Source organism: uncultured Sphingomonas sp., assembly GCF_902806265.1.
In the GTDB taxonomy this organism is placed as follows: domain Bacteria; phylum Pseudomonadota; class Alphaproteobacteria; order Sphingomonadales; family Sphingomonadaceae; genus Sphingomicrobium.
Window position 1 is genome coordinate 15,413 of the sequence record NZ_CADCVZ010000014.1, and the last position, 25,428, is coordinate 40,840.

Genomic DNA, 25,428 nt, shown 5'->3' on the forward strand with positions numbered 1-25,428 from the left:
CACGATCAGCGCGCGTCGGCAGCCGCCTCGACCTGCTCAGCCAATCCCGTCTCGACCAACTCGTGCAGGAGCGCCGCAAGTTCCTCCGTGCAGCGTTCGGCGTTGACCTCATACTCCTCCATCAACTCCCGACGAAGCTCAGCAAAGCTGCGGGTCTGAGCCAGCAGCTTCCAAGTCGAGGTGGCAACAGGGTTGAAGCCGAAGCACTTGCCGAGTTTCACGTCGAGCGCGACCAACTCGTCATCCACCTCGGCTTCTAGCAGGCTGGTCGCACGGGCAAACAGGGTGTCTTCGCTGATCCGCATACCTGCTCTTTCTGCTGTCATCACCGGGCCGTCTAGTTGGTGCCTTTCACCTTGCGCATGAAATGACCGGCGGAAAGACCCCGCAGAAGTCCCAGGCGGTAGCGGTCCCGTGTCGCGGCCTGCGACCAGTCGCTCGGCCAGTCGGCCAGAGCCTCGTCCACCCAGGCCAGCTCCAACGCCTCCGCCGCCTCTGGGCAACGCGCGATCGCCGCGACTTCCTGCTCGATCTCGGGGCGGGCAAGGTCCATCGCCTCGTACCAGTCGGCGGATTGATACCCGCGCAGCGCGAAGCCGGCGACCTCCGGCGGCAGCCGATCCGCAAAGGCTCGCCTTGCCAGCGATCGTGCAATGCCATCGCGGACGAACTCCTCGGGCGGAGCAGCAAGGCAGTATTCGATGATGCGGCGATCGGCGGTCGGGTCACGGACGCTCAATCCCCATTCGCCCAGCACGCCCTTGTAAGCGTTTCCTCCATCCGCGCGGCGCAGCGCCCAGAGTCGCGTCTCGAACGGCTTTCCAGCCGGGCGACCCGCATGGTCCAGCTCGAGCGACTCGGCGCGCATCCTGCTGACGGCCGACATGGCCAGCGTATCCTCGACCCTGCCGGTCATCTTCCGGAGCGCCCGCCATATGGCTGGCGGGACGAACGGGCCAACGGCATGCGCTCCCAGCGACGTCAGCGACCGGCCTCGACGCGCCAGGGCAAGGCTGATCCCGGCAAGCTTCAGGAGCTGGCCGCTCGTCAGCAGCTGCGCCAGCCATTCCAGTCCTGAGTAGCTGATCGTCAGATTGCCAGCCGATGCCTTGAAGATGACCTTTGAACCACTGGCACGCGAAGCGGCATGGATGGCCTGTCCCCAGACGGCGTTGGTGAGGTTCGCCATCGGTTGCTGCTGGTAAGCGAAGTTCCGGTCGAGCCATCGCATTGGGGACTCCGGCCGGCCTTCGATCCGTACATGTTCAACGTTCGGGTATCTGCGGGCCGTCGCGGCGGCGAGCTCCCACTCGTTCGCGATGGTGCCGGGGGGTATGGGGCCGGCGAAGCCCGCTCGGGGCACCGCGGTGTAGGCGATGACCTGCGCGTCGGGCCGGTTCTTGGCCACCGTTGCCGTTACGGTCGAGCTGTCGAGACCCGCGCTGAGCTGCGTTGCAATGGTGTCGCCGGCGCCGCGCAGCTGAGCTGATACGACCTCATCGAGCAATGCCCGCAGCCCAGCCGCATGATCCTGTGGCGAGCCGGTCGTGTTGGCGGGCCGGGGAGGGTTCCAATAAGCTTGCGAACGCGTGCCATGCACGGTGACTCGCAGCAGGTGCGCAGGCTCCACCCGTTCGATCCCCGTGAAGAAGGTCTCCGACCCCGTCCGCGGGGCAAGTGCAAGATGCTTCATCATGCAGCCCGTGTTCAGGTCGTAAGGGACGTCGGCAAGTGCATGCAGGCCGCTCGGCATGGAGGCGAATGCAAAGAAGCCCGGACCGCGATGAAAGCAGAGCGGACGCAGGCCGAGGATGTCCCGGCCAAGCAGCAGCTCGCCAGCGTCGGCGTTCCAAAAGGCGAAGGCGTACTCGCCGGCCAGGTGATCAACCGTCGCGGCACCCCACGCGAGCAGAGCTTCAAACAACAAAGCCGCGTCGCACAGCCGGGCCTGTTCGACCCGCGACAAGCCTAGCTTGGCGGCAAGCTCCAAACGGTTGTCCAGCCGGACGTCCGCCACGAGGCGGAAGTTGGCGCGCTGTTGCGGTCCGCGATCGAACCTGTCTTCGGGAAGGATGGCGAACAGGTTGCGGCCGAGCGCAAGGACGCCGTCGTCGTTCAGCGCGCGATGGCTGCCGTACAGCGCTTGCCCTTGAAGCATGCGCTCACAATCCTGGCCCGGCGGCTTGCCGTTGAAGGACCAGAAGCCGGCAAGGGCCGTCAACGCGGTACTCCGTTACTCATCTCCGAAGCAGGCGATAACGCCGCGTCGTCGCAGCATCGGATCTGCGGCCCGGACCTTCAGTTATGAGTTGTTGAGAGCACTGCCGTTGTCGCCGTCGTCGCGCTGTCCGTTGTTGAACTCGGCCGCACCAGCTCGCATTCGCCTGACCTCCGGCTTGCGCCACACCTTTTTCGACATCGGCTTGTCCGGCACCGGCGATCTCCCTGCAGCTTCAAGTTAATTGCACTGCGATTAGCGGGTTTTCGGCTCAAAAGCTACCCGCTCGCGTGCGGCTGAACGAGCGCGGCTGGGAAGTTTCGTCCAAGGCTGAAGCTGGTCGGGGAGACAGGATTCGAACCTGCGACCCTCTGCTCCCAAAGCAGATGCGCTACCAGGCTGCGCCACTCCCCGACCGGGCGCGGTTAGCACCGCTTTGCTGCCGCGGCTAGCGCCCGTCGTTGCGGGTGGTGACATCCACGTCGACGTCCGTGTTCTCCACGGCGCTCTCAACTCGTTCGCCCGCGCGCTCGGCTGCGGCGCCCGTCTTCTCCGCGGCGTTTTCCAAAACGGGCGCGGCCCGGTCTGCGGCCTGCTCAACCTCGCCAGCAGCCCTTTCCAGCGCGTTGCCGGCTTGGTCCACTCCTTGTTCGACACCCTGCTCGACCGCCTCGCCGTTCACGGAGATCACGGTCGTGCCATTGCCTTCATCGCGCGCGTTGCAGGCGGTGAGCGCCAGTCCTAGCAGCAGTGCCGGATACTTGGTCATCGTCCATCTCCTTGGTTGGCGTCCGGTAAGTCTTGGGAGCGCCCCTCAGCGTTGTCGGCTGCGCGCACCGCTTCGTCCATCAGGCGATCCGAACTTTGCGCTTCCGATACCGAGGGCGGCTCGATCGCGTCCTGTCCTTGCGAGCCGCAAGCGACCAGCAGCACGGCAAGAATGCCCGACGCGACGGGGCGAATCAACGGCGGCGACCTCGCGCGGGCGGCTGGACGCCCCCGGACAGCACCGCGAGCGTTGCCGTCCAAGCCGCGACGTTCTGCCGCATCTGCTTAAGGTCGACCTTGTCCAGCGTATCGTCCGGCGTATGGTGGAGATCAAAGTAGCGGGTACCGTCCTGGTTGAGGCCGACACCGGGGAGGCCGTCTTGCAACAGCGGACCGATGTCTGAACCGTCGGCTTCTTCGAGGCTGCCGGGAACGATGCCGAGCGGCTGCAGGGCCTGCCTCAGGGCATCCGCTTCTGCCTTCCGGGCGGGCCCGAGCCGGCTGTCCACCTTCCAGATGCGGTCCGCGCCGAAATCGCTTTCGGCGATCGCGTGGTGCGGCTGCTTCCCGTACTTGGCGCGGTAGTCGAGGCCGCCGAACAGTCCGACCTCTTCTGCCCCGAACCAGACGATGCGAATCGGGCGCAAAGGGCGGCCGGCACCCATGATCCGCTTGGCTGCGGCGGTGACGATCCCGCACCCCGCGGCATCGTCGACCGCTCCCGTACCCTGGTCCCAGCTGTCGAGGTGACAGGCCACCAGCACCGGTGCGGCCGTGCGGTCGCGTCCGGGTACCTCGGCGATGACGTTGCCCGAAGACTGGTTGGCGAGGGTCGTCGATTGCAGCACCAGGCGCATCGAAGCACGCCCTCGCTTCAGGATGCGCTCGAGCTGATCGGCATCCGGGTTCGAGAGAGCACCGGCCGGGATGGGCTGCGCGCCGTCTGCGAAGTTCATGACCCCAGTGTGGGGATTGCGGTGCCAGTCAGTGCCGATCGAACGGATAACAATGGCTGCGGCGCCTTTCTGGCTGGCGACCGTCGGACCTTGCCGCCGCGGCGCGCCGAACACGCCGTAGCCGGAGCCATCTTGCGTCTGGGGCATCGCGTGGGTGATGTAAACGATCTTGCCGCGAACCTGCTCGACTGGCGCGGCCCGGAGGGCGTCGACGCTGGGGAAACCGATTACCTCCGCGGTGATGCCATTCGGCGGCGTGGAAGCGCTGTTGCCGAGCGCGGCGATCGCCAGCTTCTGCGGGAAAGGCGACATGATGTCCGCACTTTCCGCACCGCGAACCCACACCGGCATGGTGAAGGGATCCACCCGGACGTTGGCGAAGCCGAGCTGGCGAAGCCGCCGCACGGCCCAGTCCCGCGCCCGAGCCTCGGCCGCCGTTCCCGCCATCCTCTGTCCGACCTCCGTCGTCAGCCCTTCGGTGATTGCATAGGCGAGATCGTCGGTCAGCGCTGCATCACGCAGCTGAGCGACACGGTCCATGTCGACCGCCGGAGAAGCTGTTTGGGCATGGACGGGCAGTGAGGTGGCGGTGAGTAGAAGCGCGGTGAATGCTTTGTTCATGGCCGCTGCCTAGCCGGATGCCCGGCATCAAGTCGAGTAGCTGGGACCCGTAAGGCCTCCCAGACCGCCCCGGACGCATTAAGGGCGTTTGAACGGGCTGTTCCGTTTCGCGACAGGCGCAAGATGGCAGTGGCGCCGCTGCATCGTGCTTGGTTACGCCAGCGACGGAACAGGGGAATGGTTGTGAACATCTGGATTATTGGGCTGCTGCTATGGATTGCACCAGCGATCATCCTCGCTGCTGCACTGCTGTGGGTTCGTCTGAAGAGCAAGGCGCCGACGTCCTCGGATGAGCCCGCAAGAGCAGCTGACGGGAAGGCGTTAGGAAGAAGCACGCACGCGCCGGTCGCTGCGGAGTAGACCGCTAGCGAGCGCGAGGGTCAGACGAGCGCAGCAGCCGCCGCGAGGAGCATCGTCCATACTACTACAGACGCCCCGACAACGCTCACCAAGTTCCGTCGGTGCAGTCGGACGCCCTCGACGTCAGGGAAGAATCGCATTCCCAGTCAATAACTTAAGTTACGTCAGCGAACATGCGTGGTGGCTCGGCTCAGCGCGCAATCCGCACTTGTTACCGCTAACGGCGAACTTAACATGTTCCTTGTGCGCGTGCCGCCTGCCGGTTGGTAGCCGAGCCACCCGCCTGCAGGCGCAAGCACCTGCAGCGTAGATGCTGCGGAAGGTGCTACAACAACCGCATCTGTCGTTCGTTCGGTGGTCGGAAGAGGTCCCGGCGGAGCACCGTCCTGCCAGTGCCCAGGCCAAATTGCTGGGCTGCCTTTGCAAAGCGGGTGCGGAGAAGGTCGGCGTAGGGGCCGTAGCCCTGCATGCGGGTGAAGTAATCAGGATCGTTGTCGCGCCCATCGCGCATCGAGCGGATGGTGGCCATTACCTTGGCGGCTCGCTCCGGGTAGTGCTCGTCCAGCCAGGCGCGGAACAGAGGCGCGACTTCATGAGGCAGGCGGACAGGCAGGTAGAAGCCAGCCCGTGCGCCGGCCTCAGCGCCAGCCTCGACGATGGTTTCGAGTTCGTGATCGGTAATCTGCGGGATCACAGGCGCGACCGCCAGCAGCGTGGGAACACCGGCTTCGTTGAGGGTGCGGACCGCTTCCAGCCGCTTGCGGCCGGCCGGAGCGCGGGGTTCCAGCGTCCGGCTGATCGCGGGGTCAAGCGACGTCACCGATACTGCAACCGCCGCCAGTCCTTCGTGCGCGGCGGGGGCAATCAGGTCCAGGTCACGCAGCACACGATTGCTCTTGGTGGTGATGGTGAAGGGATGCTTGGTCTCCGCCAGTACCTCCAGCACCGAGCGCGTGATCTTCCATCGCTCCTCAATCGGCTGGTATGGGTCGGTGTTGGTGCCGAGCGCGATAGGCGCGCAATCATAGCCTGGACGCGACAGGGCCGAGTGGAGCAGCTTGGCCGCGTCCGGCTTGGCGAACAGACGGCTTTCGAAGTCCACGCCCGGCGATAGGTCGTGGTAGGCATGGGTCGGCCGGGCGAAGCAGTAGATGCAGCCATGCTCGCAGCCGCGATAGGGGTTCACCGAGCGGTCGAAGCCAATATCGGGCGAGCGGTTGAACGTCAGGATCGACTTGGGCTTTTCGACGGTCACGCTGGTGCGCCGTGCCGTTATGCCGTCAAGAGCTTCGACCTGGTCAAGCCAGTCGCCGTCCGCCTGCCGCTCCGCCAGGTTGAAGCGGGTGGGGGTTACGTTGCGGGTGGCCCCGCGGCCGTGCAGCGACTCGTGCGGCATGGCTGCAGCCTACGCCAAAGCCGAGAACAGAACAAGAACGCACTTCCAGGCAGACGCCTGAGCTGGCGGTCTCGGGAAGCCCTCAGCGTTCGCCGGTTTGCAATTGCTATCGTCTGGCTACCGGGAGCGCCGGCCACTTGTGCTGAGCCAGCTGCGTCAGCGTCGGCATCTGCCCACCCGTGAAGCCTTCATAGACCCACATGTTGCGGAGCACCGTCGGCACGTAATAGCGGGTCTCCCAATAGGGGATGCTCTCGATCCACAGCAGCGGGTCGCCGCGGTCGAGATAGGCCCAGCGGCCGACCGGCAACGGCCCGGCGTTGTAGCTGGCGACAATCTTGGGAAGATGACCCTGGGTGGCGCCATGGCCGCGCATCCACTCGATCCAGCTCTGGCCGAACTCCATGTTGGTCGCGGGGTCCCGCAGGTCGCCGGCTGCCAGCCCGCGATTGCGCGAGATCAGGGTCATGGTGGTGGGCAGCACCTGCATCAGGCCGACCGCGCCGGCCGGGCTGACCGCCTCGGCGCGGAAGCTGGACTCCTGAAGGGCATGCGCCATCCCAAGAGCGGGATCGATCCGCCAGCCGCCCCGCGGAGCCCAGTTGGGCCGAGGATAGCGGGCGGCAGCGGGAACCCTGGTGCCGGGCTGGCCGAAGTGCGCCAGTATGTGCTGTGTCGCAGGAAGGTCGAGCCGGCGGGCAACGGCGATCAGGCCGAGCTGGTCCTGCGGGCGGCCGAGCCGCGCCTGATGGCGGAGGTACTGGCCGGCGAGATCGCGCTCGCCGATCCTCGCCAACTCGACTGCGCGCTGGACATTGGGCAGCGACTCCACCCGCGGGTCGCTCACATCGGAGAGCGGTGCAAACCGCGCGTCCATGCCAAGGGTCCGCCTGGCGAGCATGCCGTAGAACGTCTCGTTCATGGCCGCCGCAGCGCGCATTAGGGGGGTGACCGCGCCGGGCCGGCGGCAGGCCATTTCCGCGCGGGCCGCCCAATAAAGCCCGCCGGCACGAAGCGATTGCTCGCCGGCGCGCTGGCCGACCGTGCGGAAGTTGGCGGAGGCGGTGTTGCAATCGTTCTGGCGCCATGCCGCCAGCCCGGCAACCCAAGCGTTCTGCACGGCCCACTCACCGATCGAGGACATGCGACCGATCTCGGCCACTCGGCGGGCATTCGCGTCGTCGTTGCGGGTATAGTGCATCCAGGCGATGCGTTGACTGACCTCGGCTCGCGCTTCCGGGCTGAGATAGGGCGCTCGCGACTGCAGCAGCAGCTCCGCTCCCGCCGCGTCGTCGGCCTTGACGTAGGCTTCCAGCTCGGCGCGAAGGCGGTCCGCCTCGACTTCGCCGCTGACTGGCCGGGCACGCACCCGCCGGGGCGAGTGGCCGATCTGAACTTGCGGGTAGCGACCGGCGATCTGCGGAAGGGCGGTGGCCCCGCGGCTTTGTGCAAGCCGTAGCAGCTGGTCGGCTCCCGGCAGTTCCGGCGCTTGCGCTAGCAAGGCGACCAGCGGCTCGGCAGGGACCGCGGGCGATCCTCGAGCCGTGAACAGCTCCGCCTTCGCCACGGCACTCAGCGGGCCGGGTGGCAACGCGGCAATCCCCGCGGAAGCGGCCGCCCATTGGCCCGAACGGATCGCGTCGAACACTCCGCGCCAATCCCGCGGCACCGCCACGATGACCGGCGGAGGCGCGACCGGAGCGGGCGTCAGAACTTGCGCGGTCGGCTGGGCAGGGAGGATCTGCAGCCCGGGTTGGACCTGCTGCGAGACCGGCGCAAGCGGATCGGCCTGCTGAGTTGCGGCAAGAACAGCGGCGGACAAGCTAAATAAAACGCTCATGAAATCTCGTCACTCATCATCAACAGGAGGTCGCGCCAGGCGTGCGCCTTATCGGACGGGCGTTGCAGCAGCTGCCGCGGGTGGAGGGTCGCCACTGCAGGTACGCCATCAATGCGATGGGTCCGCCCACGCGCCTGAACAGCGGCTTGACCGAGCAGCGCCCGGGAAGGGCCATCGCCCAGCAGAAGAATGCGCTTGGGGCCGACCAAGGCGATGTGCTGCCGCATGGTCTGGGCGCAGCGTTCCAGGCTTGGTGCGTCGATGCGCTGACCTGGCGCCGGAAAGCAGGACAAGGAGGCGACATAGGCTTGTTCTGGCGCCAGCCCGGCCGCCTTGAGCATGCGGGTCGTAAGCTCCCAGGCCTCGCCGCCGATCGGCTTGCCTTCCGCCGCGCACTCCCGGCTGGGCAGGTCGCTGATCAACATGACCTCGGCTGCGGCCGGCCCGTGAGGCAATGCGCGAGCCGCTCCCGAGTGGAACAGCGGAAGGTCGCTGGCTTGCTTCAGCCAGGCATGAAAGGCCTGAAGGCTGTCGGGAGCGCTTTCCCGCTGCGCGTCGGCCCCATGCCTTGGATGGAGGTCGCCGCCTGGCTGATCACGTCCATCGCTGGACGCTGCCGGGAACGGGACAGGTGAGGCTTGCTTCAACCAATTGCGCGGCCGCTCGGCCACCGCAACATCGACGCCTGCGTCCAGCCACCAGCTCAACAAGCTGGCCGCTTCCGCTTGATCGAAGCGTCCGGACTCCCCACCCATAGGGTGTAGCATAGCGCCCGCAGCCATTGACGCCACCGCCTTGTGAGGGGCAGGGGACCAACTTGCTGCCAAGTCGAGAGAATTGCCCGTGAGCCATCGCGAGTCCATGGAATATGACGTTGTTATCGTCGGGGCTGGTCCCGCCGGGCTGTCAGCGGCAATCCGGCTGAAGCAGCTGGCGAACGAAGGCGGGCGCGATCTCTCGGTCTGCATTCTGGAGAAAGGCTCGGAGGTCGGCGCGCACATCATGTCGGGCGCGGTGATCGATCCCAAGGGGCTCGACGAGCTGCTACCCGACTGGCGGGAAGACGAGAGCTGCCTGCTCAATCGGGTGCCGGTGACGTCCAACCAGCACTGGGTACTGACCAAGGCGAAGAGCTTCAGCTTTCCGCACCTGATGATGCCGAGCTTTCTCGACAACAAGGGCATGTTCACGGGCAGCCTGGCGAACCTGTGCCGCTGGCTGGCCGGCAAGGCGGAGGAGCTGGGAGTTGAGATCTTCCCCGGCTTTCCCGCTGCCGAGGTGCTCTACAACGAGGACGGCTCGGTCAAGGGCGTGGCGACTGGCGACATGGGAATTGCGCGCGACGGCACGCACCGTGCCGACTACCAGCCGGGCATGGAGATCCACGCTCGCTACAGTTTCTTCGCGGAAGGCGCGCGGGGGAGCCTGACCAAGCAGCTCAAGCGCGCCTTTGATCTCGAAAAGAACTGCCAGCCGCAGGTCTACGGGATTGGCATCAAGGAGCTGTGGGACACCGATCCGGCCAAGCATGTGCCGGGGACTGTGGTCCATACGCAGGGCTGGCCGCTGGATGATGCCTGGGGCGGTGGGTGGATCTACCACCAGGCCAACAACCAGGTCTCGATCGGGTTCGTGGTGGCGCTATCGTACAAGAACCCGCACCTCTCGCCGTTCGACGAGATGCAGCGGTGGAAGCAGCACCCGGCGATCCGCCCATTGCTGGAGGGCGGCCGGCGCGTGTCCTACGGGGCACGGGTGATCAACGAGGGCGGTTACCAGTCCATTCCGCAGCTGGCGTTCCCTGGCGGCGCGCTGATCGGCTGCTCGGCCGGCTTCGTGAACGTGCCGCGGATCAAGGGCACGCACACTGCGATGAAGTCGGGCATGCTGGCGGCTGAGGCGGCGTTCGAGGCGATCGCTGCGGATCGCCGCGGCGACGTGCTGGAGGGCTACGAGCCGGCGGTTCGCAACGGCTGGATCGGGCAGGAATTGCAGAAGGTCCGCAACGCAGAGCCTGCGGTGGCCAAGCTCGGCTCAACCATCGGCACGCTGGTCGCCGGCACCGACATGTGGATGCGGCAGCTGAAGATCGGCCTGCCGGTCACCATGAAGCATGTGCCTGACCACACCACCCTGCTGCGCCGGGACATCGCGCCCAAAATCAATTATCCCAAGCCCGACGGTGTCATCAGTTTCGATAAGCTGTCCTCCGTGTTCATCTCGAACACCAACCATGAGGAGGACCAGCCGATCCACCTGACGCTCAACGACCCGGCGATCCCCACGCGGGTAAACCTGCCCGACTACGACGGTCCGGAGCAGCGTTACTGCCCCGCGGGCGTGTACGAGTACGTCGAGGAGGATGGAGCGCCCAGGCTGCAGATCAACGCGCAGAATTGCGTGCACTGCAAGACCTGCGACATCAAGGATCCTCGCCAGAACATCAACTGGGTGACTCCGGAGGGCGGCGGTGGCCCCAATTACCCGAATATGTAGCTTGGCGGGGGTGCTGCTGTGCTGCGCTGACCCGGCCTCCGCACGGATCGATCTGGCGCGGCCGAGCGGTCCGACGACTTTTGTCGGCGCACGCGCGGCGGAGCTGACCGGCGACCCGCGCCGCGCCGCTCTGCTCTACGCGGCGCTGGCCGCCAGCGAGCCGGGCAACCAGCTTGTCGCCGATCGCGCGATCAGCCAAGCGATTGCGGCTGGCGATCTCAAGCTTGCCCTGCAGCTTACGGGCCGGCGCTCGCCCGCGAGCCTGCCGGTCGACGCCCGCCTGCTGCTCGCCGCCGACCGGCTCAAGAACGGCAAGGAGCGGGACGCCGTCGCCATTCTCCGCCTCCGCGGAGGTGGAGCGGAGCTCAACTTTCTGGCGCCCTTTGTCGAGGCCTGGAGCGAGCGAAGGATCAGGGCTGCCCTCGACCGCTTGAACTCGGTTCCGCCGGCAAGCGCGACTGCGGCCTACGTACCCGAACATCGCGCTCTGCTGCTCCTCCGAGCGCGCCGCATCGCCGAGGCCGAGCCGTTCGTGACGCAGGCGCTCCAGGTGGGCGGTGGGCGCGAGACCCGGCTACGGCTGGCGTTTGCCGACGCTTACTACCGCGCAGGCGATCGCGCCCGGGCAGCGCGGATGCTGGTGGCGCGAGACGTAGCGCTTGACCCGGCGCGCAGGCAGGTCGTGGCCGGCTCGGCGCCGGGAGCCGGCGTCACGACGCCGGCCGAGGCATTTGCCGAGCTGCTGACGGCGCTGGCGATCGATCTCCAGCGGGCCGAGATCGGCGGTCTGCCGCTTGCCGCCATGCAGGTCGCCCGGCATGCGGCGCCACGCACTCCGACCACCCCGGTGCTGCTTGGCATATTGCTGACCGAGGCGGACCGGCTCGATGACGCGCTGGTGCTGTTGCGGTCCGTTGAAGAGGGCGCCCCCTTCGCGGCGCAAGCGCGCGATGCCGAGGTGCGGGCGCTCACCCGCGCCGCCCGGCTGGAGGAGGCGTTGGCGCGGGCAAGGGCCTTTGTGGCGTCGGGCACAGCCAACGCCAACGACTGGTCGCGCCTGGGCGACGTGCTGGACGAGATGGGCCGGTCAGGCGAAGCGGCCGATGCGTTCGGCCGTGCGGTCGCGCTGGTCGAAGCCGGTGGCTCCGGGCCCGAGCTGTGGCAGCTCCATCTGCTGCGCGGCGCGATGCTGGAGGAAAGCGACCGCTGGCCGCAAGCCAAGATATCGCTGGAGGCAGCCCGGCGCCTGGCCCCGCGTAACGCGATGGTGCTCAACTATCTCGGCTATGCGCAGCTCGAACGTGGGGAAAACCTGGACGGTGCGGAAGCACTGATTGCCGAAGCGCACCGGCTCGCGCCGGATGATGCCTCCATCACCGACTCGCTTGGTTGGGCTCAGTTCAAGCGCGGACGGCAACAGGAGGCGATCGCCACCCTGCAGCGCGCTGCGGCGGCCGACCCAAGCGAAACCGAGATCCACGAGCATCTGGGAGATGCCCTTTATACCGTGGGCCGGAAGTTCGAGGCGCGGCATGCCTGGCAGGCGGCGCTGCTTACTGCGGAAGATGACGTCAAGGCGCGGATCGAAGGCAAGCTTGGCGCTGGGCTGAGCGCCGCCAACGCCGCTCCTTGATGCAGGTCGAGGCCGGCCGCTGGAGCGAGCTTGCTCCGGCCAAGCTCAACCTCGCGCTGCACGTGCGCGGCCGGCTGGCGGACGGGCGGCATGCGTTGGAAACGCTGTTTGCCTTCTGCACGGACGGCGATCGCCTGTGGGCGGAGCCTGCGGACGAACTCAGCCTTGCCGTTCGAGGCCCCTTTGCGGACGCGCTGACGGGCCACGACAATCTAGTCATGCGCGCCGCGAAGATGTTGCAGCGACGCGCGGACACCGAGCAAGGCGCTGCGCTGACTCTCGACAAGGCGTTGCCGGTCGCTTCGGGCATCGGCGGCGGGTCGGCGGACGCCGCGGCGGCGTTGCGCCTGCTTTCCGACATGTGGAGCATCGATCCGGCCCATGCCGCGGCGATCGCACCGGAGCTCGGCAGCGACGTTCCGGCCTGTCTGCTCAGCATGACAACGCGGGGCGAAGGCGCCGGCGACCGGCTCGAGCTGGTCGATGCTGCGGTGGCCGGCACGCCGGTGTTGCTGGTCAATCCGGGTGTCGCGCTGTCCACGGGCGGGGTCTTCGCGCGGTGGAGCGGGCAGGACCTTGGCCCGCTGACCGAGTGGCGTGCCGGGCGCAACGATCTCGAGCCGGCTGCGCGGAGCCTGGTGCCCGAGGTGGGCAGCGTGCTCGACTGGCTCGCCGGGCAGGATGGCGCACAGCTGGCGCGCATGTCGGGTTCGGGGGCGACCTGCTTCGCGCTGTTCGAAAACGAAGCCTGCCGTGACCTTGCGGGGGGCTGCTGCCCACCGGAGTGGTGGCATCTGGCGACCAGCTTGCGCTAGGCCGCGTTGGTGACCGGACGCCCAATCCTGACCGCTGCTCGAATGCGCGCCGCTGAAGAGGCCGTGATCGCGGCGGGCACCTCGACCGAGCGGTTGATGGAGCGGGCTGGCGCCTGCCTCGCCGAGGCTGCCCTGCGCTTCGCCGGCCCTGCCGACACGCTGCTGCTGTGCGGGCCCGGCAACAACGGCGGCGACGGCTATGTTGCGGCACGCCTGTTGCGGGAACGTGGGGTAGGGGTCCGGGTGGCATCCCTCGGCGCTCCGGCAACGCCTGCGGCGAAGTGGGCTAGAGCCGCGTGGGATGGCACGATCGAGCCGATCGCGGCAGCGCCGCCCGCTCCGCTGCTCATCGATTGCCTGTTCGGCATCGGCCTCAAGTGCGGCCTGGACGATGCCCTTGCGAGCGATCTGCGCCGGCTCAGCGATGGAGCGCGGCTCCGGATCGCCTGCGACCTTCCGAGCGGGGTGGATGCGGACACAGGCGAGCTGCTGTCTTCCATTCCGGATGCCGACATGACCGTGGCCTTTGGCGCGCTGAAGCCGGCGCACCGGCTGATGCCGGCCATGGCGCAGATGGGTAAAGTCGTCTCGGGCGACATTGGCGTGCCGACAGGCGGAGGCTGGCTGGAAATCGGCCGTCCCGAGCTGCCTGGGTTGGACGTGGGGGGGCACAAGTTTACCCGCGGGCTAGTCCATGCGTTGGCCGGCAAGATGCCGGGCGCGATCGCCCTCGCGGCCACCGCTGCTGCCCGGACCGGAACCGGCTATGTGCGCGTCAGCACGTCGCGCGCGATCGATGGCCTGCCCGCGGCCGTGGTGCAGACCGACACCGCCATGATCAACGATCCCCGGATCGGCTGCCTGCTCGTCGGGCCGGGCATGGGCGATCTTCCCCAAGTCCTGACGCTCGCGCTGACGTCGCATGCACCCAAGGTGATCGATGCCGATGCAATCGGCCAGGTTGGCGAGCCGGAGCGGCTGCGCGGGCATGACGCCATCCTTTCTCCGCACGCCGGTGAGTTCGCACGGCTGTTCGGCGAGCTGCCTGGAAGCAAGTCGGAGCGCGCCCTTGCCGCCGCCGAAAAATCGGGCGCAGTCGTCGTCTACAAGGGTCCGGATACACTCGTGGCAAGTCCCGACGGGCGGCTCGGCTTCGCTCCGCCGGCACCCGCCTGGCTGGCGAGCGCGGGCACGGGCGACGTGCTCGCCGGGATGATCGCGGCGCTGCGGGCACGCGGGATGCCGAGCTTCGATGCCGCTTGCGCAGCGGTCTGGCTCCACGGGCGAGCGGCCGAGCTGGCTGGCCCGCAGATGATCGCCGACGATCTCGCCGCCGCCATCCCCCACGCGCTCGCACTCTGCCCGTGAGCGAGCCGATCGTCCGTATCGCCGCCCGCGGGGATGGCGTGACTGCGTCCGGCCGGCATGCGGCGCTGGCCGCACCCGGCGACCTTCTCCATGAGGACGCCACGTTGACGCCCGGACCGATGCACCAGGCGCCGCCATGCCGCCACTTCCCACAATGCGGGGGGTGCCAGCTGCAGCATGTCGCCGATGCCGCCTACCGCCTGTACCTGCGAGACCGCGTCGCATCGGCGTTGGCCCAGCATGGGCTCGAGACTGAGGTGCGCGAGCCGCACCTGTCCCCGCCCAATAGTCGCCGCCGCGCGACGCTGAGGGCGATGCGCCTTCGCAAGGGCGTGGCGATTGGTTTCAACGAAGAGCGATCGCACCGCATTGTCGACATTCGCGAGTGCCATATCCTTCGTCCGGAACTGTTCGCCTTAGTGGCGCCGCTGCGCCGATTGCTGGGTGAGCTGGCAGGAGGCGACCGGATTTCCGAGGTGCGGCTTACCTTGTGTGATCAAGGCGTCGACTTGGCGCTCTCCAAGGTCGCAGTTAAAAGCCTGGCGGCAGCCGAAGCACTCACCGGCTTTGCCGAGCGGCATCGGCTGGCCCGGCTCAGCCTGGACGAGGGTTTTGGTGCGGAGATCCGCTACGAGCCCGTACCTGCAACTGTGACCCTGTCCGGCGTGCCCGTGCCGCTGCCTCCCGGCGCGTTCCTGCAGGCCACGGAGGATGGCGAGGCTGCGCTGGTCGAAGCCGTGCGTGAAGGCACTGGCGGAGCTCGCCGGGTGGCCGACCTGTTTGCAGGCCTCGGCACCTTTGCGCTTTCACTTGGTCAGCTGGTGTACGCAGCCGAAGCTTGGCAAGCCGCGGTTGTGGCGCTGAGGGCGGCACGGCCCGATATGGCTACTGAGCACCGCGATCTTTACCGCCGCCCCTTGTCCGCGGATGAGCTCGGGCGGTTCGAGGCGGTTGTCCTTGATCCCCCCCGCGCCGGCGCGGCCGAGCAGGTGCGGGAGCTTGCCGGCTCAGCCGTTCCGCGGGTCGCCTACGTCAGCTGCAACCCCGCGACGTTCGCCCGCGATGCACGGACCCTGGTCGATGGCGGCTTCCGGCTGAATTGGGTGCAGCCGGTGGGTCAGTTCCGCTGGTCGACCCATGTGGAGCTTGCCGCCGCCTTTGCGCGCTAGTGCCAGAGGCGCAAGGCCGCATGCACCGTCAGGCTGACGAGACAGAGCGTCGACAGCAGGAACAATGGGAAGCGCACGCGGACATCGTTGAAGGTCGCCTGCACCAGGCTGTGCAGCACGCGAAAGCCGACGTAACCCCATGCCAGCCAGACGTTGATCGGGTCATCGAAGTTCATCAGGATCAGTGCGAATACGATCGCGTAGAAGATCGTTGGCTGCTCCAGCAGGTGCATGTAATTGTGCGCGGGCCAGTTCGCCCGGTCGGGCAGCACGCCCTCGAGCTGTTGCCCGCGGCCGCCGCGCTTTGCGGTGAGATTGATGCCGGCGCGCTTGGCCGCGAGACCGCGCACGATCGCTAACCAGAACAGCATGAGCAGGGTCCAGGCGACCAGCGCCACGATCGGGCCGAGCAATGGACTATGCGGCATGAAAAACCCTCCCCCGTGTTGCTGCGGAGGAGGGTTAGTTCATTCCGTTACAAGCGCAACGTGCTCAGTCGAACAGCTTGGCGAAACGCCGCGGTTCACGGTTGCGCCAATGACCGCGATGGTAAGCATCGGACGCCAGCAGCGGCAGCACCGAAGTCGCCTCCGCGAACACCATCTGCTCGAGCGCAGTCGAGACCTTGCCCCAGCTCGCCGCCTCCTGCAGCGTCGAGGAGGAGCAGGCGCCGTCGCGCACGTCGGCGACCGTGATCTGCACGGCGTACTTGTGCACCTCGACGTCCTCGTGCCCGAGGATCTCCGCGCAGACCACCGTGTCCTGGGTGAAGTTCTTGGGCACACCGCCGCCGATCATCAGCAGGCCGGTGGTGCCCGCCTTGATCTTGATGTCGGTCAGCTCGCGGAAGTCGGCGATCGAGTCCATCGTCATGTAGCGCCGGCCTGCCTTCATCGCGTCGACCTGATGCTTGACGAGGCCGAAGCCGGCCGAGCTGTCGGTGAACGCCGGGCAGAAGATCGGCACGTCATGCTCGTAGGCGAGCTTGACGAGGCTGTTGTCCTTCTTGCCATTCTCCATAAGCCACTTGCCCATCTCCTTGATGAACTCGCGGCTGCTATACGGACGCGGCTCGAGGGCGCTGGCGATGTCGCCGATCGTGTGATCGGTTTCCTGCAGCTTCTCTTCGTCGATGTAGGTGTCGTAGATGCGGTCGATGTAGAGCGAGCGCAGCGTATCGTCGTCAGGGATTTCAAGCGCTTGGTAGTGCTTGTGGCCAAGCGCTTCGAAGAAATCCATGTCGACGATGGTCGCACCCGTAGCGACGATCGCGTCGACCATGTTGTTGCGCACCAGCTCGGCGTACAGGTCCATGCAGCCGCCGGCCGAGGTCGAGCCGGCGACTACCAGTATGACCGAGCAATCGGGATCGGCAAGCATCTGGTTGTAGATGTCGGTTGCCCGGGACAGATCGCGGCTGGTGAAGCTCATCTTGCCCATCGCCTCGACGATCGGGCGCGCGTCGAACTTGGTGATGTCGATATGCTCGACCGTGCTCGACAGCAGTTCCGCCTTGCGCGTGTCGTTGATCTTGGTCTCGGTATTCATCTGATACTCCGATGCATGCCCTCCCGGGCGCGCCGGGAGGGCCTTACACAAAGGCGTGTCGTTGGTCTCATCGGAGGGGACAGCCTCACCCTCCATGCCGCTCCGCCCATCAGGGCGAGAGCGTGTTCCGTTTACAGCTTCACCACGTTCGAGCGCGCCGCCTCGCGGGTGACCTCGCCGTACAGGCTGGCCATCGGCTCGTCTTCCACGATCACGCGCCACTCCGAGCCGAACCCGTTGAAGCCGGTCCGCATCGCGCAACCATAAGCGCCGAGCATGCCGACCTCGATATAGTCGCCGGCAGCCACGTCTCCGGGCAGCTCGAACGGTCCCGTCATATGATCGAGATCATCGCAGGTCGGACCGTAGAAGCTGAATGGCATCGCGCGGATGTCGGACGATTCTGCCCGCACCAGCTCGACCGGGAAGCGCCAGCCAATATGGGCTGCATCGAACAGGGCACCGTACGCACCGTCGTTGATGTACAGCTCGTCGCTGCGCCGCTTCTCGACCCGCACCAGTACGGACGCATATTCAGCGCACAGCGCGCGTCCGGGCTCGCACCACAGCTCCGCCGAGTAGCTGATCGGCAGCTTCTCGAAGGCATCATGGATCACCGAGAAGTACGCCTCCAGCGGCGGCGGCTCCATGCCCGGGTAGGTTGATGGAAAGCCACCGCCGACATCGACGATGTCCACGGTCACCGCCGCCTCGACGATCGCATCGCGGACGCGGCCCATCGCCTGGGCGTAAGCCGCCGGGGTCATCGCCTGGCTGCCGACATGGAAGCAGATGCCGAGCGCGTCCGCAGCCTGGCGGGCGGCGAACAGCAGCGGCCTCACCTCTTGGGGCTCCGCACCGAACTTGGCCGCAAGGCTCAGCTTGGCATGCTCCGAACTCACCCGCAGGCGGACCAGTAGGTTAAGGTCGCTCGCCGGAACGCCATCGCGGGCGGTCGCCTCGACAATCTTGCCCAGCTCCTCAAGCGTGTCGAGGCTGAAGGTGCGCACGCCATGCTCAAAGTAGGCCTCGGCGATAGCCTCCTCGGCCTTGACCGGGTGCATGAAGCACAGGGTCGCGGCCGGCAGCGTCTCGCTGACCAGGCGAACCTCCCCGATCGACGCGACGTCGTAGTGAGTTACGCCGGCATCCCACAGTACCCGCAGCAGGTCGGGCGACGGATTAGCCTTGACCGCATAAAGCGACCGACCGGGGAACCGCTCCACGAAGAAGCGGGCGGCGCGGTGCGCGGCGTGCGGCCGAAGAAGCGTTACCGGCTGAACCGGCTTAAGCTTCGCGATCTCGGCAGCACCAGTGGCGGCAGTGCCGAACGGGGCGGTCGCTAGCCCCAGCGCGCGATGATGCTTGTGCAACTCAAGGGACCTCCAACGGGGTAGTTTCGACAAGAGCTGCCTTGCGGTTGGAAGTCCCATGGGGCAGCGGAGGCGCATATATGGAGGGGGGTACCCGCGTGCAACAAGTTTTCGGCAGATATGGGACGCGAGCACGCGGCCCGTCGCTCCTCTGCAACAGCCCGGCTAAGTCGTTGGCGGGAAAGCCGAATGGCTGCGGCTGAGCCGACCCGCAGCGCCGTCCTCGCGGCGGCGGCGCGGATTGCGGGTCATATCCGGTGCACCCCGCTGCTGCGTACGACCATCCACGGCGCGCCCGTGTGGCTCAAGGCCGAGTGCCTGCAGACCGGTGGGGCGTTCAAACTGCGGGGGGCGAGCAACCGGCTGCTGCAACTGTCGCCCGACGAGCGCCGGCGCGGGGTGGTCGCCTTTTCGTCCGGCAACCATGCGCAGGGGGTGGCGATCGCCGCCAAGCGGCTCGGCATCCCGGCAGCGATCGTCATGCCGTCGGATGCACCCGCGCTCAAGGTCGAAGGGACGCAGGCGCAAGGCGCGGAGATCGTCTTCTACGATCGAGTCGCTGAGGACCGAGTGGAGATCGCGACCCGGCTCGCCACCGAGCGCGGGGCGACGCTGGTGCCGAGCTTCGACGACCCGCACATCGTTGCCGGGCAGGGGACGGCCGGGCTCGAGATCGTTGGCCAGCTCGGCGCGGCGCCGAGACGCATCCTGGTGCCGACGGGCGGCGGTGGGCTCGCCGCCGGGATCGCGCTGGCTTGCCCGGAGGCCGAGATCGTCTGCGTAGAGCCGGAAGGGTGGGACGACATGGGGCACTCGCTGGAACAAGGCCGCGTCGTTTTGGTAGCGGCCGACGCTCCGCCGACGCTGTGCGACGCGCTTCAGACCACCCGAGTATCATCGATCACCTTTGGGGTGCTCCATGCGCGGGGCGCGAAAGCGGTCGCAGTCAGCGAGATGGAGACCCGGGCGGCGATAGCGCTCGCGTGGCGGGAGTTGCAGCTGGTCGTGGAGCCGGGGGGCGCGGTCGCGCTTGCGGCACTGCTGAGCGGCCGGGTGGCTGCCGAGCACGGCACGGTAGCGGTGCTGTCGGGCGGAAACATCGACCCGGCGCTGCATGCCGAGATCTTGGAGGCTTCAGCCGCCTCCAGTTACGCTACCGCGGTACGGTAGCGACCGGGCTCCAGGTTGACGGGCGAGCTCCGCTCCACCGTTTGGGTGAGCTCCTCCAGTTCGGCCGCGAGGATCTGAAGCTCGGCGGCAAGTGCCTTGGGATCGACTTCCGCGAGGCTGGCCGACGCGTCCAGCAGCGTGTCCAGCATCATGGCGATGCACGGCAGGATCGTTTCCTCGATCCGTTCAAATGCTTCGGCCAGCTTGTGCTGTTGTTCGCACGGGCTCATCCCGCGTCATTGCACCGAAACCGGTTAAGTTTGTCTAAAAGGAGACAAATGGAAGCAGTGGCGGCCACGACCATGTCGATCGCAATGATCGCGGCGTTCGTGCTTGTAGGGATGGGCGTCCGCTTCGTGCTTCGCCCAGAGCAGCGCAAGCACGGCGCGTTGATGATCGTCGCCGGGCTGGTGATCCTGGCGAACGTGCTGATCTGGACGTTGTAGACGGCTACCTTTTGCCCGCGGGTACCGGTTGGGCGAGCCGCATGTCGAGGTAACCGTCCACGCTCTTCATCAGCAGATCGAGCTCATTGGCGAAGAAGTGGTTGGCGCCGGGGATGACGTCATGGTGGACGGTGATGTGCCGCTGGGTGCGGAGCTTGTCGACCAGCTTCTGCACGGCGGATGGCGTGACCACCTCGTCCTCCTCGCCCTGAATGATGATGCCGGACGACGGACAGGGGGCGAGAAAGCTGAAATCATACATGTTGGCGGGCGGCGCGATGGAGATGAAGCCCTTGATTTCCGGCCGCCGCATCAGCAACTGCATGCCGATCCAGGCGCCGAAGCTGACGCCCGCCACCCAGGTCTGCTCGGCCTCCGGATGGATCTGCTGCACCCAGTCAAGCGCGCTTGCGGCGTCCGACAGCTCGCCGACTCCGCTGTCGAACAAGCCCTGGCTCTTGCCCACGCCCCGGAAGTTGAAGCGAAGGGTGGCAAAGCCGCGTTTCACGAACGTCTGGTAGAGCAGTTGCACGATCTTGTTGTTCATCGTGCCGCCGGCCTGCGGGTGCGAATGGAGGATCAGCGCAACGGGCGCCCGCGGACGCAGTCCCGGGTGAAAGCGGCCTTCAAGACGGCCTTCGGGACCGGGAAAGATGACTTCGGGCATTGAGCCTCTCGGCAAGAGGTGGTGGGCGGCAGGGCGGAGCGCCTATATAGGCGGAGTCAACAACAGGCAATCGGCGGCTTTTTCAGGCGAGTCCAGCATTGAAGCAGCGCATCTACCTCGATCATGCGGCGACCACGCCGGTGCTGCCGGAAGCGCGCGCGGCGATGGGCGAAGGGCTGGAGCGCTGGGCCAACCCATCGTCGCCGCATGCGGACGGACGGATTGCCAAGCGTGTACTGGAGGACGCCCGCGAGCGGATCAAGGCCGCGCTTGGCTGGAATGGCGACCTCGTGTTCACCGCCAGTGCGAGCGAAGCGGCGGCCTTAGCCTTCGCGCGCTGTCGAGCCGCCGGTCCCAAGCCGGCGCTGTCGGCCGTCGAACATGACGCCATCCGACGCCAGGTCCCAGCCGGTGAGGGCTTCAGCCTGCCAGCCAATAGCGATGGGCTGGTCGACCCCGAAGGGCTCGCCACCTGGCTGCGGCTCGCGCCCGGCGGGCTCGTCGCCGTTCAGCACGTCAACAGCGAAACCGGGGTGGTGCAGTCGATCGGCGAGCTCATCGAAGCGGTCGATGCGGCGGGAAGCCATCTCTTGGTGGATTGCGCCCAGAGCGCGGGCAAGCTGCCCCTGCCGTCTGGCGACCTGCTGATCATCAGCGCGCACAAATTCGGCGGCCCGCCGGGCGCGGCTGCGCTGCTGGTGCGGGACCTTAAGCTGTTGATGCCGACCGGCGGTCAGGAGCGGGGCTACCGCGGCGGCACCGAGAACCTCCCCGCAATCATGGGCATGGCAGCGGCGCTTGAAGTGCGAGCGCGTGACGCTGAGGCCGTGGAGCGACAGCTGCACAATCGTGCGATCCTCGATGCGTGGGTGGAAGCGCAAGGGGGAACGGTGATCTGCCGCGACGGCGTCCGCTCACCCTTCGTAGCATCATACGCGATGCCGCACATGTCGGCGCAGGCGCAATTGGTCCGCTTCGACGGCATGGGCTTCAGCGTGTCGGCGGGCAGCGCCTGCTCGTCGGGCTCCATGAAGCCGAGCCATGTGCTGGAGGCGGTCGGAATATCTCCCGACGTCGCCGCACGGGCCGTGAGGGTCAGCTTCGCGCCGAAGACGCTGGACGAAGACGTCCTCGCCTTCGCCCGGGCATGGCAGTCGCTGGCGGCCGAAGCCGCGAGCCGCGCCGCATGATCTACCTCGATTACCAGGCGACCACTCCGCTCGCGCCGGAGGTGCGCGCGGCGATGGAGCCGTGGCTCGACAAGTTCGCCAATCCGCACAGCCCCAACCGGTGGGGGCGAGAAGCCGCCGCGGCGATCGCGGTGGCACGCGAGCAGGTCGCTGCCGCCATGCCCCCAGATGGAGAGCTGATCTTCACTTCGGGCGCGACGGAGGCGATCAACTGGGCGATGAAGGGCCTCCGCGTGCCTGGCCGCAACAAGGTGGTGACGGTCGCGACCGAGCATGCCGCGGTGCTCGATTGCTGCGAGTGGCTCAAGACGCAGGGACATGAAGTGGTCAGGCTGCCGGTCAGGCCCGACGGTCTGGTTGAGCTGGACGAGGTCGCGGCTGCGGTGGACGGGCGCACGCTGCTGGTCGCGGCCATGCTGGTCAACAATGAGGTCGGGGTGATTCAGCCGGTCGGCGAGATCGCCGCAATAGCGCACCGGGCAGGCGCGCTCATGCTGTGCGACGCCGTTCAGGGCTTCGGCCGGATGAACGTGCCCGACGGCCCGGACTTGGTCGCGGTGTGCGCACACAAGCTGCACGGGCCCAAAATGATCGGGGGCTTGTGGCTGAAGTCCGGCTTGCAGCTCGAGCCCTTCCTCCACGGCGGCGGGCAGGAGCAAGGGCTGCGTTCCGGAACGCTGTCGCCGATGCTTTGCGCGGGGTTCGGCAGTGCGGCGGCGCTGGCGGCAGCGAGGCGCGCGGCGGATCGGCAGCATATTGAGCGCTTGTGGAGTGCAGCAATGCACGTGCTTGGTCCGGGATGGAAGATCAACGGCAGCGCCGAGCAGCGCTACCGCGGCAACCTTAACATCCGCCGCGATGGCCTGGACGGGGCGCGCCTGATGGGCGACCTGCGCGAGATCGCTTTCAGTCTGGGCTCCGCCTGCGCCAGCGGTTCGGGCCGGCCGAGCCACGTCCTACGCGCGCTTGGACTGACCGACGCACAGGCGCGCTCGTCCCTACGGCTGGGCTTTGGCCGCTACACGACGGAGCAAGAGCTGACGGATGCGTGCCGCAAGATTGCTGCGGCTGCGGACGCACAGGCGCGGTTCGCCGCGTGACGGTGGTGCGGTTCCTCAGGAGCGACGGCAGCCTCGACCGGGAGATGGACGCGCCGGGCGACGCGATCCTGCTGCAGGTCGCACAGGACGCCGGCCAGCCGCTCGAAGGCACCTGCGGCGGGCAGATGAGCTGCTCGACCTGCCATGTGATAGTCGCCTCGGACGACTTTTACCGCCTGCCGCCGGCAAGCGAGGAGGAAGATTATCTGCTCGACTTTGCGGCAGGCGTCACGCCGACCAGCCGCCTGGCTTGCCAGATCGTGCTGAGGGAGGAGGTTGGAGCGCTGACGGTGCGGATGCCGGGGTAGTATCAACTCGATGGGCAAGCCGGCCGCGGAGTAAATTCGCGGCGTCGGTCCTGTCGGTTGCGCCGCACGCCGGCCGCGCTTGCGCGTCTCGTCAGCAGCTTGGTGCTGCTGTCGTGTGCGCTGCGCGGTGGGAGCCGGAACGACCCGGGACGGAATCGTTGTGGCTGCTTCCTTCCGGACCTGACCAGGTTGGCGACAGTCCCGTCCGCCCGACTCCCGCGGCGCATATGGCGGGAGGTTTAGAGCAAGGCAAGGCAAGGCAAGGCAAGGCAAGGCAAGCGGCGGCGACATGACATGGACCGACTGACAATCTAGAAAGGTCCATAATGGATGAACTCGAATCGCCTGGGCTTGGACTCGACGTGCCCGCGCAGCCGCTGGAGAAGAGCGCGGCCGCCTCGCCCTATCGGGTGCTCGCCCGCAAGTACCGGCCGCAGAGCTTCGCCGAGCTGATCGGCCAGGATGCGATGGTGCGCACGCTGGGCAACGCCATCGCTTCCGGCCGGATCGCTCATGCCTTTCTGCTGACGGGCGTGCGCGGGGTCGGCAAGACCTCCACGGCGCGGCTTGTCGCCAAGGCGCTGAACTGTATCGGTCCGGATGGGCACGGCGGGCCGACCATCGATCCGTGCGGCGCGTGCGAACCGTGCCGGGCGATCGCCGAAGGACGGCACATCGACGTCATCGAGATGGATGCCGCCAGCCATACCGGCGTCGACGACGTCCGCGAGATCATCGACGCGGTACGCTATTCGGCGGTAAGCGCGCGCTTTAAAATCTACATCATCGACGAAGTGCACATGCTGTCCAAGAACGCTTTCAACGCGCTGTTGAAGACGCTCGAGGAGCCGCCCCCGCACGTCAAATTCCTGTTCGCCACGACCGAGGTGCAGAAGGTACCGGTGACCGTTTTGTCGCGGTGCCAGCGCTTCGACCTCAAACGCATCGGGGCCGAGCAGTTGGCCGACCACTTCGCGCGGGTGGTGGAGGCGGAACAGGTCGAGGTCGAGCCCGAGGCTTTGCGGGTGATTGCCCGGGCTGCCGAAGGGTCCGCCCGCGACGGTCTGTCCATCCTCGACCAGGCGATTGCGCACGGACACGGCAGGGTCGACGCCGCCCAGGTCCGCGACATGCTCGGGCTGGCCGATCGCGGGCGCATCCGGGCGCTTCTCGGCAGCATCCTCAACGGCGATGCCGGAGCAACTCTGGCGCAATTGGACGAAGCCCACGCGCTTGGCATTGATCCCACTGCGTTGATGCGTGGGCTGATGGAGCACCTCCACGCAGTCACCCGGGCCAAGGTCGGCAGCAACGGCGACGTGCTGGCGTCGGCGGAGGAGCGCGAGGCGGCGGACGAGTTGGCGGGCAAGCTCGGCTGGAGCAGCCTGCACCGACTCTGGCAGATGCTCCTGAAGGGCCTGAGCGACGTGCAGATTGCCCCCGATCCGCAGGAAGCTGCGGCTATGGCGCTGCTGCGGGTCATCCATGCGGCCGAACTGCCCGACCCCGCAACGGTGCTTGCCCGCCTTCAGAACGGAGAGGCCGTTCCAAACGCCGCTCCGCTTGCGCGCTCTCCGGTGCCGACTCCTGCGGCGATGGCTCAAGCCAGTTCCGAGCCCGCCACCTTCGTTCAGCTCGTGGAGGCACTGGAGAAGTCCGGCAAGCAGTTGCTGGGCTTGCAGTTGCGCGACCAGGTCGGCGTGGTCCGCTTCGCTTCGGGCGAGCTGGTTCTCCGCCCGCTGCAGCCGCTCGGCGCCGACTTCCCGCGCGCGCTCGCGGACGCGCTTCGGCAGGTTATGCAACGCGCGTGGCGGGTCGAGTTGTCGAACGAAGACGGGCAGCCGTCGTTACGTCAGCAGGACCAGATGGCCGAGGATCGGGCTCGAGCCGCCGTGCTCGCGGACCCGAACGTCGCCGCCGTGCTTTCCGCCTTTCCCGGCGCTCAACTCGAGTCCGCAACCGCCAAGGAAGCCTGACATGCCCGAA

Annotated in this window: 24 protein-coding genes, 1 tRNA gene and 1 other RNA gene; 11 read left to right on the forward strand and 15 right to left on the reverse strand. The window is 67.1% G+C overall.

The features are described 5' to 3' along the window. Window positions 1–5 precede the first annotated feature (5 nt). The 9 genes from QZX62_RS03525 to QZX62_RS03565 form a co-directional block, all read right to left on the reverse strand. Window positions 6–305 carry a PqqD family protein gene (locus QZX62_RS03525; RefSeq protein ID WP_294172163.1) on the reverse strand — a complete coding sequence of 100 codons (300 nt, stop codon included), beginning with the start codon at window positions 303–305 and terminating at the stop codon, window positions 6–8. 32 nt (window positions 306–337) lie between these two features. Then, window positions 338–2,221, reverse strand: coding sequence for an asparagine synthetase B (locus tag QZX62_RS03530; protein WP_294172165.1), 1,884 nt, complete (start codon window positions 2,219–2,221; stop codon window positions 338–340). 81 nt (window positions 2,222–2,302) lie between these two features. After that, entirely contained in the window at window positions 2,303–2,434 is a 132-nt protein-coding gene (locus QZX62_RS03535; RefSeq protein WP_294172166.1) for a hypothetical protein, read from the reverse strand. A 121-nt stretch (window positions 2,435–2,555) separates the two neighbouring features. Next, window positions 2,556–2,632: transfer RNA gene (locus QZX62_RS03540), tRNA-Pro, on the reverse strand. A 34-nt stretch (window positions 2,633–2,666) separates the two neighbouring features. Further along, complete coding sequence (locus tag QZX62_RS03545; protein WP_294172167.1) at window positions 2,667–2,987, reverse strand: hypothetical protein; 321 nt, start codon at window positions 2,985–2,987, stop codon at window positions 2,667–2,669. A 193-nt stretch (window positions 2,988–3,180) separates the two neighbouring features. Further along, on the reverse strand, window positions 3,181–4,563 hold the full coding sequence (locus tag QZX62_RS03550) for a M28 family peptidase (RefSeq protein ID WP_294172169.1): 1,383 nt from the start codon (window positions 4,561–4,563) through the stop codon (window positions 3,181–3,183). A 685-nt stretch (window positions 4,564–5,248) separates the two neighbouring features. Beyond that, a complete protein-coding gene (locus tag QZX62_RS03555; protein WP_294172171.1) occupies window positions 5,249–6,319 on the reverse strand; it encodes a PA0069 family radical SAM protein in 1,071 nt (356 codons plus the stop codon). Window positions 6,320–6,425: 106 nt separating this feature from the next. Next, a complete protein-coding gene (locus QZX62_RS03560) occupies window positions 6,426–8,159 on the reverse strand; it encodes a lytic transglycosylase domain-containing protein (RefSeq protein ID WP_294172172.1) in 1,734 nt (577 codons plus the stop codon). Further along, the gene (locus tag QZX62_RS03565) at window positions 8,156–8,914 is read right to left on the reverse strand and encodes a uracil-DNA glycosylase (RefSeq protein WP_294172173.1); all 759 of its coding nucleotides are present in this window, start codon (window positions 8,912–8,914) and stop codon (window positions 8,156–8,158) included. The genes QZX62_RS03560 and QZX62_RS03565 overlap by 4 nt, the downstream gene beginning before the upstream one ends. 88 nt (window positions 8,915–9,002) lie before the next feature. On the opposite strand from QZX62_RS03565, the gene QZX62_RS03570 reads away from it, so the two are divergent. Genes QZX62_RS03570 through QZX62_RS03590 form a run of 5 tightly spaced genes read left to right on the forward strand, consistent with a single transcriptional unit; the run spans window position 9,003 to window position 15,640 of the window. Then, entirely contained in the window at window positions 9,003–10,655 is a 1,653-nt protein-coding gene (locus tag QZX62_RS03570; protein WP_294172175.1) for an electron transfer flavoprotein-ubiquinone oxidoreductase, read from the forward strand. Beyond that, the gene (locus QZX62_RS03575; RefSeq protein WP_294172176.1) at window positions 10,630–12,288 is read left to right on the forward strand and encodes a tetratricopeptide repeat protein; all 1,659 of its coding nucleotides are present in this window, start codon (window positions 10,630–10,632) and stop codon (window positions 12,286–12,288) included. The genes QZX62_RS03570 and QZX62_RS03575 overlap by 26 nt, the downstream gene beginning before the upstream one ends. Further along, window positions 12,288–13,103, forward strand: coding sequence for a 4-(cytidine 5'-diphospho)-2-C-methyl-D-erythritol kinase (locus tag QZX62_RS03580; protein ID WP_294172177.1), 816 nt, complete (start codon window positions 12,288–12,290; stop codon window positions 13,101–13,103). Before QZX62_RS03575 ends, QZX62_RS03580 begins: the two co-directional genes overlap by 1 nt. A 9-nt stretch (window positions 13,104–13,112) precedes the next feature. After that, entirely contained in the window at window positions 13,113–14,471 is a 1,359-nt protein-coding gene (locus QZX62_RS03585) for an NAD(P)H-hydrate dehydratase (RefSeq protein WP_294172178.1), read from the forward strand. Continuing rightward, window positions 14,468–15,640, forward strand: a complete 1,173-nt coding sequence (locus QZX62_RS03590; protein WP_294172180.1) for a class I SAM-dependent RNA methyltransferase — start codon at window positions 14,468–14,470, stop codon at window positions 15,638–15,640. The genes QZX62_RS03585 and QZX62_RS03590 overlap by 4 nt, the downstream gene beginning before the upstream one ends. On the opposite strand, the gene QZX62_RS03595 is transcribed toward QZX62_RS03590, so the two are convergent. The 3 genes from QZX62_RS03595 to QZX62_RS03605 all read right to left on the reverse strand — a co-directional run bounded on the left by QZX62_RS03595 (window position 15,637) and on the right by QZX62_RS03605 (window position 18,561). Next, on the reverse strand, window positions 15,637–16,068 hold the full coding sequence (locus QZX62_RS03595; RefSeq protein WP_294172182.1) for an MAPEG family protein: 432 nt from the start codon (window positions 16,066–16,068) through the stop codon (window positions 15,637–15,639). The genes QZX62_RS03590 and QZX62_RS03595 overlap by 4 nt on opposite strands. Window positions 16,069–16,132: 64 nt before the next feature. Continuing rightward, entirely contained in the window at window positions 16,133–17,188 is a 1,056-nt protein-coding gene (locus tag QZX62_RS03600) for a deoxyhypusine synthase (RefSeq protein WP_294172184.1), read from the reverse strand. Between the two features lie 131 nt (window positions 17,189–17,319). After that, window positions 17,320–18,561, reverse strand: a complete 1,242-nt coding sequence (locus QZX62_RS03605; RefSeq protein WP_294172185.1) for a type III PLP-dependent enzyme — start codon at window positions 18,559–18,561, stop codon at window positions 17,320–17,322. 189 nt (window positions 18,562–18,750) lie between these two features. Between QZX62_RS03605 and QZX62_RS03610 the strand changes: the two genes are divergently transcribed. Next, window positions 18,751–19,731: a threonine/serine dehydratase gene (locus QZX62_RS03610; RefSeq protein ID WP_294172186.1), complete on the forward strand. Its 981-nt coding sequence runs from the start codon at window positions 18,751–18,753 to the stop codon at window positions 19,729–19,731. Here the strand turns inward: QZX62_RS03610 and QZX62_RS03615 are convergent. Then, window positions 19,710–19,961 carry a hypothetical protein gene (locus QZX62_RS03615; protein WP_294172187.1) on the reverse strand — a complete coding sequence of 84 codons (252 nt, stop codon included), beginning with the start codon at window positions 19,959–19,961 and terminating at the stop codon, window positions 19,710–19,712. The genes QZX62_RS03610 and QZX62_RS03615 overlap by 22 nt on opposite strands. Before the next feature lie 48 nt (window positions 19,962–20,009). Here QZX62_RS03615 and QZX62_RS03620 point away from each other — a divergent pair, with 48 nt between their 5' ends. Further along, entirely contained in the window at window positions 20,010–20,177 is a 168-nt protein-coding gene (locus tag QZX62_RS03620) for a hypothetical protein (RefSeq protein WP_294172188.1), read from the forward strand. A gap of 4 nt (window positions 20,178–20,181) precedes the next feature. Here QZX62_RS03620 and QZX62_RS03625 read toward each other — a convergent pair whose 3' ends face one another. After that, complete coding sequence (locus QZX62_RS03625) at window positions 20,182–20,844, reverse strand: alpha/beta hydrolase (protein ID WP_294172190.1); 663 nt, start codon at window positions 20,842–20,844, stop codon at window positions 20,182–20,184. 98 nt (window positions 20,845–20,942) lie between these two features. Here QZX62_RS03625 and QZX62_RS03630 point away from each other — a divergent pair, with 98 nt between their 5' ends. From QZX62_RS03630 to QZX62_RS03640, 3 genes are read left to right on the forward strand one after another with little or no spacing between them, the layout of a single operon-like run. After that, window positions 20,943–22,034 carry an aminotransferase class V-fold PLP-dependent enzyme gene (locus tag QZX62_RS03630; protein ID WP_294172191.1) on the forward strand — a complete coding sequence of 364 codons (1,092 nt, stop codon included), beginning with the start codon at window positions 20,943–20,945 and terminating at the stop codon, window positions 22,032–22,034. Then, window positions 22,031–23,134, forward strand: a complete 1,104-nt coding sequence (locus QZX62_RS03635) for a cysteine desulfurase family protein (protein WP_294172192.1) — start codon at window positions 22,031–22,033, stop codon at window positions 23,132–23,134. The genes QZX62_RS03630 and QZX62_RS03635 overlap by 4 nt, the downstream gene beginning before the upstream one ends. Continuing rightward, a complete protein-coding gene (locus QZX62_RS03640) occupies window positions 23,131–23,442 on the forward strand; it encodes a 2Fe-2S iron-sulfur cluster-binding protein (protein WP_294172199.1) in 312 nt (103 codons plus the stop codon). Before QZX62_RS03635 ends, QZX62_RS03640 begins: the two co-directional genes overlap by 4 nt. Before the next feature lie 123 nt (window positions 23,443–23,565). Here the strand turns inward: QZX62_RS03640 and ffs are convergent. Next, an RNA gene (ffs, locus tag QZX62_RS03645) (signal recognition particle sRNA small type) lies at window positions 23,566–23,663 on the reverse strand. Window positions 23,664–23,768: 105 nt separating this feature from the next. Between ffs and QZX62_RS03650 the strand changes: the two genes are divergently transcribed. Beyond that, entirely contained in the window at window positions 23,769–25,418 is a 1,650-nt protein-coding gene (locus QZX62_RS03650; RefSeq protein ID WP_294172200.1) for a DNA polymerase III subunit gamma/tau, read from the forward strand. Window positions 25,419–25,428: the final 10 nt, after the last annotated feature.